10 protein-coding genes are annotated in these 10,836 nt (G+C 72.6%); 4 read left to right on the top strand and 6 right to left on the bottom strand.

All coding sequences use genetic code 11. The features are described 5' to 3' along the window. The first annotated feature begins 36 nt into the window (after positions 1–36). The 4 genes from GSF22_RS01905 to GSF22_RS01890 all read left to right on the top strand — a co-directional run bounded on the left by GSF22_RS01905 (position 37) and on the right by GSF22_RS01890 (position 4,535). A complete protein-coding gene (locus tag GSF22_RS01905; protein ID WP_208810953.1) occupies positions 37–867 on the top strand; it encodes an ATP-binding cassette domain-containing protein in 831 nt (276 codons plus the stop codon). Beyond that, positions 864–2,123, top strand: coding sequence for a sugar ABC transporter permease (locus GSF22_RS01900; protein WP_208810952.1), 1,260 nt, complete (start codon positions 864–866; stop codon positions 2,121–2,123). Before GSF22_RS01905 ends, GSF22_RS01900 begins: the two co-directional genes overlap by 4 nt. 97 nt (positions 2,124–2,220) lie before the next feature. Then, positions 2,221–3,402 carry an ROK family transcriptional regulator gene (locus tag GSF22_RS01895; protein ID WP_208810951.1) on the top strand — a complete coding sequence of 394 codons (1,182 nt, stop codon included), beginning with the start codon at positions 2,221–2,223 and terminating at the stop codon, positions 3,400–3,402. A gap of 176 nt (positions 3,403–3,578) precedes the next feature. Beyond that, positions 3,579–4,535 (top strand): hypothetical protein, encoded by a 957-nt coding sequence (locus GSF22_RS01890; RefSeq protein ID WP_208810950.1) that lies wholly within the window; start codon positions 3,579–3,581, stop codon positions 4,533–4,535. 30 nt (positions 4,536–4,565) lie between these two features. Here GSF22_RS01890 and GSF22_RS01885 read toward each other — a convergent pair whose 3' ends face one another. The 6 genes from GSF22_RS01885 to tsaB all read right to left on the bottom strand — a co-directional run bounded on the left by GSF22_RS01885 (position 4,566) and on the right by tsaB (position 10,752). Next, entirely contained in the window at positions 4,566–6,437 is a 1,872-nt protein-coding gene (locus GSF22_RS01885) for an ABC transporter ATP-binding protein (protein ID WP_208810949.1), read from the bottom strand. Then, positions 6,437–8,146, bottom strand: coding sequence for an ABC transporter transmembrane domain-containing protein (locus GSF22_RS01880; protein WP_208810948.1), 1,710 nt, complete (start codon positions 8,144–8,146; stop codon positions 6,437–6,439). Before GSF22_RS01880 ends, GSF22_RS01885 begins: the two co-directional genes overlap by 1 nt. Before the next feature lie 91 nt (positions 8,147–8,237). Next, positions 8,238–8,492 (bottom strand): hypothetical protein, encoded by a 255-nt coding sequence (locus GSF22_RS01875; protein ID WP_208810957.1) that lies wholly within the window; start codon positions 8,490–8,492, stop codon positions 8,238–8,240. A gap of 56 nt (positions 8,493–8,548) precedes the next feature. Continuing rightward, entirely contained in the window at positions 8,549–9,595 is a 1,047-nt protein-coding gene (gene tsaD / locus GSF22_RS01870; RefSeq protein ID WP_208810947.1) for a tRNA (adenosine(37)-N6)-threonylcarbamoyltransferase complex transferase subunit TsaD, read from the bottom strand. 21 nt (positions 9,596–9,616) lie between these two features. Then, entirely contained in the window at positions 9,617–10,066 is a 450-nt protein-coding gene (gene rimI / locus GSF22_RS01865; protein WP_208810956.1) for a ribosomal protein S18-alanine N-acetyltransferase, read from the bottom strand. Positions 10,067–10,074: 8 nt separating this feature from the next. Further along, positions 10,075–10,752 (bottom strand): tRNA (adenosine(37)-N6)-threonylcarbamoyltransferase complex dimerization subunit type 1 TsaB, encoded by a 678-nt coding sequence (gene tsaB / locus GSF22_RS01860; protein WP_208810946.1) that lies wholly within the window; start codon positions 10,750–10,752, stop codon positions 10,075–10,077. Between the last annotated feature and the right edge of the window lie 84 nt (positions 10,753–10,836).

The following is a 10,836-nucleotide window of genomic DNA, read 5'->3' as shown; positions in this document are numbered from 1 at the left end:
GCCCCGATCCCCCCTCTCCGCGTGAAGGAGATCCCCGTGTCCGCGACCCCCCTGCTGGAACTACGTGGCATCGACAAGAGCTTCGGTCCCGTCCAGGTCCTGCGTGACGTCGCCTTCAGCGTCCACCCCGGTGAGGTGACCGCGCTGGTCGGTGACAACGGCGCCGGCAAGTCGACGCTGGTCAAGTGCATCAGCGGTATCTACCCCACCGACGGTGGGCAGTTCCTCTTCAACGGCCGACCGGTGAGCATCAACAGCCCCCGGGACGCCGCCGGACTCGGCATCGAGGTGGTCTACCAGGACCTCGCGCTCTGCGACAACCTCGACATCGTGCAGAACATGTTCCTCGGGCGGGAGAAGCGCAGCGGCATCGTGCTGGACGAGCCGACCATGGAGCAGATGGCTGCGGACACCCTCGCCGGGCTCTCGGTACGCACCGTGAAGTCCCTGCGCCAGCACGTCTCCAGCCTCTCCGGCGGGCAGCGCCAGACGGTGGCCATCGCCAAGGCGGTGCTCTGGAACAGCAAGCTGGTCATCCTCGACGAGCCGACCGCCGCGCTCGGCGTCGCGCAGACCGCCCAGGTGCTGGAACTGGTCCGCCGGCTGGCCGACAACGGGCTCGCCGTCGTGCTCATCTCCCACAACATGAACGACGTCTTCGCCGTCTCCGACCGGATCGCCGCGCTCTACCTCGGTCAGATGGTGGCCCAGGTGCGGACCACGGAGATCACCCACAGCCAGGTCGTCGAGCTGATCACCGCCGGCCGCAGCGGACCGCTCGGGCTCGGCGGCGACAGCAACATCGGCGGCATCAGCAACGGCAGCGCCGGCACCACGCACATCACCAGCCCGGGAGCGGACCGATGACCAGCACGACAGCGGTGCACAAGCAGCAGGCGCCGGGCCTCGCCCGGCCGACGGTGGCCAGCCACGCGCGCGACTATCTCCGCCGGGTACGCGGCGGCGACCTGGGCGCCCTCCCCGCCGTACTGGGGCTGGTGGTGCTCTGCGTGGTCTTCTCGATCGTCCGGCCGGCCTTCTTCACCGCGGCGAACTTCGCCAACCTGTTCAACCAGGGCGCAGCGGTCGCCGTGATCGCGATGGGCCTGATCTTCGTCCTGCTGCTCGGTGAGATCGACCTCTCCGCCGGCTTCACCAGCGGCGTCTGCGCGGCCATCCTGGCCAACGTCGCCACGGTGCTCGGCTTCCCGTGGTACGTGGCGATCCTCGCGGCCATCGTCACCGGGATGGTGATCGGGCTGACCCTGGGCGTCCTGGTCGCCAAGATCGGCATACCGTCGTTCGTGGTCACCCTGGCCGGCTTCCTCGCCTTCCAGGGGGTGGTGCTGCTGCTGATGAAGGAGGGCACCAACATCACGATCCGGGACGAGGCGCTGGTCGGCATCCAGAACTCGAAGATCCCGCCGACCCTGGGCTGGTTGATGGCCGCCGCCGCGGTCGCCGGGTACGCCGCGGTGGCCCTGCTGCGGCACCGTCGGCGTACGGCACGCGGACTGGTCACCGAGCCGCTGGCCGTGGTGCTGATCCGGATCGGCGGGTTGGCCCTGGTGCTGGGGCTGGCCGTGGGCATCCTCAACCAGGAACGCAGCTTCAACACCCTGATCATCTCCAACAAGGGCATGCCGGTGGTGGTGCCGATCATCGGGGTGCTGCTGGTGCTCTGGACCTTCGTGCTCAACCGCACCGCGTACGGCCGGCACATCTACGCGGTGGGCGGCAACAAGGAGGCCGCCCGCCGGGCCGGCATCAACGTGGACCGGATCCGCATCTCGGCCTTCGTGATCTGCTCGGCGATGGCGGCGGTCGGTGGCATCATCGCTGCCAGCCGGGACCGCTCGGTCGACCCGAACACCGGCGGCAGTAACGTGCTGCTCTACGCGGTGGGCGCGGCGGTCATCGGCGGTACCAGCCTCTTCGGCGGCAAGGGCCGGGTGCTCGACGCGGTACTCGGCGGGGCGGTGGTCGCGGTCATCGTCAACGGTATGGGCCTGATGGGCTACAGCTCGGGCGTGAAGTACGTGCTGACCGGGCTCGTGCTCCTGCTCGCCGCCGGTGTCGACGCGCTGTCCCGGCGTCGGGCCGGCGCGACAGGCAACCGTTGACCAGGTCGACAGGCAACCGTCGGCCCCGGTCGACGGGCAGCCGCTGCCCCCGCCCGGGCAGCCGCCGACCAGTATCCACAGTGGAGTAGGTGTACCGATGCGCGCAGGGCCGAGCCAGGAGGAGATCCGCCGGCAGAACCTCGGTGCGCTGCTCCGCTACGTACACGTGCACGGGGCGACCTCCCGGGCCGAGCTGACCACCACGCTGGGCCTCAACCGCAGCACGATCGGGGCGCTGACCGCCGACCTGACCACCGCCGGTCTGGTCAGCGAGAGCAGTGCCCGGGAGACCGGCCGGGCCGGGCGACCGTCCCTGGTCGTCCGGCCGGAGTCGGAGCGGGTCTACGCGTACGCGTACAGCATCGAGGTGGACCGGCTACGGGCGGCGCGGGTCGGGCTGGGCGGCGCGGTGCTGGACCGCCGGGAGACCGACCGCCCCCGGGGACTGACCGCCGAGCAGACCGTCCCGCTGCTGGCCGACTTCGTCCGGCAGATGCACGGGAAGGTGCCGGCCGACTCGGTGTACGTCGGTGCCGGCGTCGCGGTGTGCGGAATGGTCCGCCGCGACGACGGCCTGATCCGGCTCGCGCCGCACACCGGCTGGATCGACGAGCCGCTCGGTCGGGCCCTGGGTCGGGAGTTGGCCTGCGGCGCACCTGTCTCCATCGGCAACGTGGCCGACGTGGCCGCCTTCGCCGAGCACGCCCGGGGTGCCGCCGCCGGCTGCGACAACGTCATCTACCTCTACGGCGACGTCGGGGTGGGTGCCGGGATCATCGCCGGCGGGCGCCGGGTCACCGGGCACGGCGGGTACGGCGGCGAGGTCGGCCACATGGTGGTCAACCCGGCCGGTCGGCCCTGCGGGTGCGGCTCCCGGGGCTGCTGGGAGACCGAGATCGGCGAACACGCGCTGCTGACCGCCGCCGGCCGGGACACCGCCCGGGGGTACGACGCACTACTCACCGTCATCGACGCCGCCGATCGCGGGGACGCCCGCGCCCAGGCGGCGGTCCGGCAGGTCGGTGACTGGCTCGGGTTCGGCGTCGCGAACCTGGTGAACATCTTCAACCCGGAGATGGTGATCTTCGGCGGGTCGATGCGGGACGTCTATCTCGCGGCGGCTGCCCAGGTCCGCAGCCGGCTCAACTCGATCGCCCTGCCGGCCTGCCGGGAGCACGTCCGGCTGCGTACGCCGATGCTCGGCGAGGACGCCGCCCTGATCGGTGCCGCCGAACTGGCCTTCGAGCGGCTTCTCGCCGATCCGCTGGACGCCGGCTGACCATTCCATCCCATTCACTCACAGTTACAGTGAAGTCCATCACGGGTCACCAGAGTTAACGTCAGCACAGGTCAGCGCCGTCAACTGAAGGCCGGCGACCAGCAAATTTGCGTCGCTGTTTATCGTGGTTGGTGATCACGAGCCGCCGCAACCCTCGACAGCGATAAGGGCTTCAGATGAGCGAAAATCACCCTCCGTACGGGCCTTCCGATCCGAACGCGGGGCAGCAGCCGTGGGCTCCGCCCCCCACCCCGCCGGTCTCCGGCCAGCCCGCCTACGGGCAGCCGGCGTACGGGCAGCAGCCCGGCTACGGCCAGCCGATCTCGGGCCAGCCCGCCTACGGGCAGCCGGGCTACGACCAGCCGGTCGGCTACCCGCAGCAGCCCGGATTCCCGCCGCCGCAGTTCGGCACCCCGATCCCGCCGAAGAAGTCCAACAAGGGGCTGGTCATCGGTCTCTCCGTCGGTGCCGCCGTGGTGGTCCTGCTCGCGCTCTGCGGCATCGGCGTGGCGTTCGTGGCCGGACAGGACGACGAGGACCCGCCGACCCCGATCGCCACCGGCGGACCGACGGCCACCCCGGCGGATCCCGGCACCAGCCCGTCGGCCGGTGGCAACACCCCGGACAGCAACGGCAACAACAACAACGCCGTGACCGCCCGCTACTCCAGCGACTTCGAGGCGGTCTGCCAGGGCAGTCCGATCCTGAACTCGCTGGCCTACACCGCCGGCAGCGGCAAGGCGTACACGTTCTACAACTCGGTGGAGCGGCGGGACAACTGGTCCCTGCGCAGCGTCGGCTACGGCAAGCCGTACTACGCCAAGAGCAGCGAGTACACCACGGTCAGCGTGGTCGGCTGCCTGAAGTACGTCGAGGGCAGCGAGGGCCCCGGCATCAAGTGCAACCTGAAGGGCAGCGACGACAAGGTCGTGTCGGTGGACTACGTGTCCTCGCGCTACGAGCTGACCTTCTACGCCGCGAAGACCGCCGAGAAGATCGGCGACGGTGGCACGGTCAACGCGCCGGCCAACCGGTGCCCGAGCTTCGTCACCTACAACAAGAACACCCTGAAGGCGTACGCGTCCCCGGACAGCGGCGCCATCGAGGCGGCCCTGGACAAGTTCCTCGGCTGACCCGGCACCCGGGGCCGGGGCGGGGACGGATCAGCGTCCCGCCCCGGCCCCGGCCGTTTCCACCGGCTGCCCGTCCGGATCGACGTCGGCCGACGAACCCGGCCGGTCACCGCCGGCCGACGGCTCACCGTGCCAGGAACGCCACAGGGCGGCGTACGAGCCACCGGCCGCCACCAGCTCGTCGTGGGACCCCAGCTCGGTGATCCGGCCGCCCTCCACCACCGCCACCCGGTCCGCGTCGTGGGCCGAGAAGAGCCGGTGCGCGATCGCGATCACGGTCCGCCCGGCGAGCACCCCGGCGAGCGAACGTTCCAGGTCACGGGCCGCCCGGGGGTCGATCAGCGAGGTCGCCTCGTCCAGCACCAGGGTGTGCGGGTCGGCCAGCACCAGACGGGCCAACGCCAACTGCTGCGCCCGCGCCGCGTCGAGCGGATGACCACCCGCGCCGACCACCGTGTCCAGCCCGGACGGCAGCTCCTCCGCCCAGCCCAGCGCGTCCACCGCAGCGAGCGCGGCGCGTACCTCCGACTCGGCGGCGGTCGGCCGGACCATCGACACGTTCTCCCGGAGGGTACCGATGAAGACGTGGTGCTCCTGGGTGACCAGGGCGACGTGCCGGCGCAGCTCGTCCAGGGGCAGCTCCGCCAGCGGCACCCCGCCGACGGTGACCGAGCCGGTCCGCGGTACGTGGATGCCGGCGAGCAGCCGGCCCAGCGTGGACTTGCCGGCCCCGGACGGCCCGACCATCGCGATCCGTTCCCCCGGCCGGGGGGTCAGCGTGACCCCGTGCAGGACGTCCCGACCGGGCCGGTAGGCGTACCGGACATCCCGGACGGCCAGTCCCTGGTCGGTCGTCGCGCGCAACTGCGCCGGCACCGGCGGGCAGTCGTCGGCGGGCCGGCGCCCCGATCCGTCGGCCGGCCCCTCCGGCTGCGCCACCCCGAGCAGGCGGGCCATCGAGGCTCCGCCGACCTGAAGTTCGTCCAGCCAGGAGAGCAGCCGGTCCAGCGGGTCGATGAGCTGCTGCACGTAGAGGGTCGCGGCGGTGACCTGGCCGAGGGTGACCCAGCCGCGCAGGTAGAACCAGCCGCCGATGAGCAGGGTGGCCACCACCGGCACCACGTAACCGACCTCGACCACCGGGAACCAGACGGTCCGCAGGAAGAGCGTGTACCGCTCGGCGGCGTACGACCGGCCGATCGCCTCGTCGGTGCGGGCCCGGCGCCGGGCCTGCTGCCGCAGCGCCTCGGTGGTCCGGCTGCCCTCGACGGTCTCGCTGATCCCGTCGGTGATGTCGGAGTACGCGGCGTTCTCCGCCAGGTAGCCGGCCGGCGCCCGGCGCAGGTACCAGCGGGTACCCACCCAGAGCGCCGGGACGGCCAGCAGGCAGGGCAGCGCCAGCAGCGGGCCGACCAGCAGCAGCGCCCCGACCACGAAACCACCGGTGACGATCGCGATGAGCGTCTCGGGTACCGCGAACCGGACCGTCCGGGACAGCGCGGAGACGTCTCGGGAGGTCCGGGTGAGCAGGTCACCGGTACCGGCCCGTTCGACGGTGGCGAGCGGGATGGCCAGGATCCGGTCGACGAACTCCTCCCGCAGCTCGGCGAGGACCCGTTCGCCGAGCCGGGCGGAGGCGAGGTGCGCGAACCGGACCAGCACCGACTGCACCACCATGAACACGGCGATGGCCAGGGCGATCCGGTCCACGGTGAGCGCGCTGGTCCCCCGGGAGATCCGCTCCACCAGGTCACCGAGGAGCCGGGGCACGGCCAGGCCGGCGATCGCGGCCAGCGCGTGCAGCCCGAGCGCGGCGACCAGCGCCCGGGGATGTCGCCGGATCAGGCTCCGCGCGTACCGGCGGACCTGTTTCGCGTCGGCGACCGGTAGTGCGGTGGCCATCAGTTCTCCTCCCGGCTGACCGTGGCCGCGTAACGCGGCTCGGCGTCGAGCAGTTCGGTGTGGCTGCCCTCGGCCACCATCCGGCCGTCCGCCACGAAGATCACGTGGTCGGCCCGGCCGAGCAGCAGCGGGCTGGTCGTACAGACCAGGGTGGTCCGGCCGGCGCGGGCCGCGGCGAGGTGCGCCGCGATCCGGGCCTCGGTGTGCGCGTCCACGGCGCTGGTCGGCTCGACCAGCACCAGTACCTCCGGATCGGCGACCAGGGCCCGGGCCAGTCGCAGCCGCTGCTGCTGGCCGCCGGAGAACTCCCGGCCCCGTTCGGCGACGGTGCTGTCCAGCCCGTCCGGCAGCGCGTCGACGATGTCGGTGGCGCTCGCCGCGACCAGCGCGGCCTGCACCGCCGACCGGTCACCACGGTCGTGCGGGTCCAGCTCCGCCGCCAGCGGACCGGTGAACAGCCGCGCGTCGTTGTCGACCACCAGGATCCGCGCGCGCACCGTCGACAGTGCCGCGTCCCGCAGCGGTACGCCGTGCAGCGTCACCGGGTCGGTCGAGTCGGCGTACCGGCCGAGCCGGTCGGCGATCTCCGCCGCGTCCTGCGGGGCGACGGCGGCGAGCGCGGTGAACCGGCCCGGTCGGAGCACCACCTGCGAGTCGGGGTCGACCAGTTCACCCGGCCCGTCGGGCAGTGGCACCGGTCGGGCCGGGTCGGCCAGGTCGTGGTCCATGCCGAGCAGACGGACCACCCGGCGGGCGGCGACGTGTCCCTTGGTGAACTTGTCGATCGTCTCGGTGAGCGTACGCAGCGGGGTGACCAGGAACGCCGTGTAGCCGTAGAACGCGACGAGCTGCCCGACGCTGATCTCGCCGCGCAGCGCGAACCGGGCGCCGAGCCAGGTGACCAGCACCACGAACATGCCGGGCAGCAGGATCTGGGCCGCCTCCAGCAGTGACTCGACCCGGGCGACGCGTACCCCGTCGGCGCGCAGCGCCTGGGATTCGGTCCGGTACCGCGTCGACAGGACCGGCTCGCCGCCCACCCCGCGCAGTACCCGCAGCCCGGAGACGATGTCCCCGGCCCGGGTGGTCAGTTTCCCCTCCGAGTCGCGGTACGCCTCCTGCTGCCGGTGCAACGGCCGGATGAGCAGCCCGACCACGGCGGTCAGCACCGGCACCCCGACCACCACGACCAGTCCGAGCGGTACCGAGGCGTCCAGCAGGATCACGGTGACGACGACGATGGCGACCACCGCACCGACCGCCCGGGGCACGACGTCGATCGCGTTACCGATGTGGCCGATGTCGGCGGTGCCGATGCTCACCACCTCACCGGCGGCCACCCGGCGCGGCAGCGCGGCACCCAGCCGGTTGGCCTGATCGACGGTGATCTGGATGGTGCGGTAGGCCGAGGCCAGCCAGTTGAAGACGGCGCAGCGGTGCCGCAGCACCCCGGCCACCGCCTGTACCAGCCCGAGGGCGAGCAGCACCAGCCCCCAGGTGAGCAGGGCGTCGGCGTCCCGGGCGGTCAGACCGGCGTCGACGGCGCGGCCGATGGCCGCCGGCATCAGGGCCTGGGCGACCATCCAGACCACCCCGTACAGCACTCCGACGGCGAGCGAACCGCGTACCCGGATCGCAAGCCAGCACAGGAACCGGGTGGCGGACCGATGGTCCGGGGTACCCGTCTCCGGGATCGGTAACGGCCGCATGCGGCGGAAGCTAGCGCCCGGAAATCCGGTTGCGCGACCGGTTTCCGCCGGTTACGCCGATTGGTGGGCCGCCGGTGAGGTCACCGGCCGGTCAGCGGTCGACCTGGGCGAAGTCCCAGGAGTGTGGCGGCCGGGCCACCAGGGTGGCCGGCGGATCGGGCAGCGGACGCGGGTTGCTGCGCCACTTGGAGATCACCACCAGCCGGTGGTCGGTCGAGGTGAAGACCTCACTGGAGAGGTGCAGCGGATCGTGCTCGAACTCGGGCAGCACCTGGTCGCACACCCAGGTGATCAGGTCGGCGAAACCGTACGGCTCCGCCCGCGCCTCCCACATCCGTACGATCACGTCGCCCATCCCCCTGCCCCCGGCCTGCCGGCGGAACGTTACACGCTGGCCGGGCGCTACACGCTGACCTGGGTCAACGGCATGGCCGAGTCGGCGGGCAGATCCAGTCGGCTCGGGGCCACCCCGGAGGCGACCAGATGGGAGCCGAGCGCGGCCACCATCGCCCCGTTGTCGGTGCACAGCTTCGGGCGGGGTACCCGCACCCGGATGCCGTGCCGGGCGGCCCGGTCCTCCGCCATCACCCGCAGCCGTGAGTTGGCCGCCACGCCACCGCCGATGACCAGCGTCTCCACCCCGTTGCTGCGGCACGCGTCGATCGCCTTGCGGACCAGCACGTCACAGACCGCCTCCTGGAAACTGGCCGCCACGTCGGCGACCGGTACCGGCTCACCGGAGCGCTGCCGGGCCTCCACCCACCGGGCCACCGCCGTCTTCAGACCGGAGAAGGAGAAGTCGTACCGGTGCGTGGCCAGGTCCTTCGGAGCGGTCAGGCCCCGGGGGAAGGCGATCGCGGCGGCGTCCCCGGACCGGGCCTCCCGGTCGATGTACGGGCCACCGGGGAAGGGCAGTCCGAGCAGTCGGGCCACCTTGTCGAACGCCTCGCCGGCCGCGTCGTCGATGGTCGCGCCGAGCGGGGTGACCCCGTTGGCCAGGTCGTCCACCATCAGCAGGGACGAGTGCCCGCCGGAGACCAGCAGGGCCACCGCCGGTTCGGGGAGCGGACCGTGTTCGAGGGTGTCCACCGCGACGTGCGCCGCGAGGTGGTTCACCCCGTACACCGGCTTCTCGGCGGCGACCGCGTACCCCTTGGCGGCGGCGACCCCGACCAGCAGCGCGCCGGCCAGCCCCGGTCCGGCGGTGACCGCGATCGCGTCGATGTCGGCGAGGGTGACCCCGGCCTCCTTCAGAGCCCGGTCCATGGTCGGCACGATGGCCTCCAGGTGGGCCCGGCTGGCCACCTCCGGTACCACACCGCCGAACCGGGCATGCTGCTCGACGCTGGAGGCGAGCGCGTCGGCGAGCAGGGTGTGCCCGCGCACGATGCCGACCCCGGTCTCGTCGCAGGAGGTCTCGATGCCCAGGATCAGCGGCTGGTCAGCCATGCTTCGCTCCGTCCCCCACCGTCAGTCGTGGTCCGCGTCGCGCCGCATCACCAGCGCGTCGGTGTTGCTCGGCTGGTAGTAGCCCCGGCGTACGCCGACCGGCTCGAACCCGTACGTCGCGTAGAGCTGCTGGGCGGCGGCGTTGTCCACCGCCACCTCCAGCAGGACGGCCCGGACCCCGCACCGGTCGGCCTCGGCGAGCAGCGCCTCCAGCAGGGCCCGTCCGATCCCCCGCCGCTGGGTGTCCCGGCGTACCGCGATGTTCTGCACCCAGGCCTCGTCGGGGGCGGCCACGCTCAGCCCGGCGTAGCCGAGCACCCGGCCGGCGTCGTCCAGCGCGGCCAGGTAGTGGTGCCCGTTGGCCAGCTCGTTCCAGAACATCGCCGCCGACCACTGCTCGGCACCGAAGAGGTCGGCCTCGACGGGCAGCACGTCGGTGATGTGCCACCAGCGGAACCGGGTCAGCGTCACCCCGCCGGTCACGGCAGCACGGACTTGTGTCCGGTGGCGGCCACCGCATCCGGTCGGCGCAGGTAGAGCGGGGTGAGCTGCTCGGACGGGGCACCGGAGCGGATCCGCCCGGCGGCGAGCCGGGCGAGCGCGTACGGATCGGGATAGCGCGGTTCGACCCGGACCGGCAGGCCGAGTGTGTCGGCGTACCGGTGGGCGCCGTCCCCCACCGCCACGGTGACGCCGAGGTCCCGGGCCCGGACGGCGGCCTCGGCGGGCAGGTCGACGTTCGGCCCGGCGATCCGCTCCCCGGCCCCGTCGTACACCGCCCAGTAGAGTTCCCGCCGCCGGGCGTCGCTGGCGGCCAGGACCGGCTCCCCGGCGGCGGCCGGGTACCCGATCGCGTCGAGTGAGCAGACCCCGTAGGTGGGGATGTCGAGCACCTGCCCCATCGCGGCGGCGGTGACCAGCCCGACCCGCAGGCCGGTGAACGGGCCGGGACCGAGCCCGGCGACGATCGCGGCCAGGTCGGCCGGCCGGGCGCCGGCCTCGGCGAGTACGGCGTCGACCTGGGGCGCGAGCAGCTCGCCGTGGGCGCGGGCGTCGACCGTGCACCGCCCGGCGCGCAGCGCGACACCCTCGGCGGAGACCTCCACCAGCGCCGCGGTCACCGCCGGGGTCGACGAGTCCACCACGAGTACCAACACAGTGAGCAACCCTATCCGGCCACCCGACGGGCGGGGTCCGGCGGGCCGCGGTGGGGGCCGGACGCGGTGCGGCCGGCTCGGCGT

Source organism: Micromonospora echinofusca, assembly GCF_017614955.1.
In the GTDB taxonomy this organism is placed as follows: Bacteria; Actinomycetota; Actinomycetes; order Mycobacteriales; family Micromonosporaceae; genus Micromonospora; species Micromonospora echinofusca_A.
This window is presented reverse-complemented; position numbering and strand designations above follow the sequence as displayed.

Excerpts from the sequence above, each read along its gene's own strand:
- GSF22_RS01880 (WP_208810948.1), bottom strand. The coding sequence starts at position 8,146 with ATGCGGCCGTTACCGATCCCGGAGACGGGTACCCCGGACCATCGGTCC.
- GSF22_RS01885 (WP_208810949.1), bottom strand. The coding sequence starts at position 6,437 with ATGGCCACCGCACTACCGGTCGCCGACGCGAAACAGGTCCGCCGGTAC.
- GSF22_RS01900 (WP_208810952.1), top strand. The coding sequence starts at position 864 with ATGACCAGCACGACAGCGGTGCACAAGCAGCAGGCGCCGGGCCTCGCC.
- GSF22_RS01890 (WP_208810950.1), top strand. The coding sequence starts at position 3,579 with ATGAGCGAAAATCACCCTCCGTACGGGCCTTCCGATCCGAACGCGGGG.
- GSF22_RS01895 (WP_208810951.1), top strand. The coding sequence starts at position 2,221 with ATGCGCGCAGGGCCGAGCCAGGAGGAGATCCGCCGGCAGAACCTCGGT.
- tsaD (WP_208810947.1), bottom strand. The coding sequence starts at position 9,595 with ATGGCTGACCAGCCGCTGATCCTGGGCATCGAGACCTCCTGCGACGAG.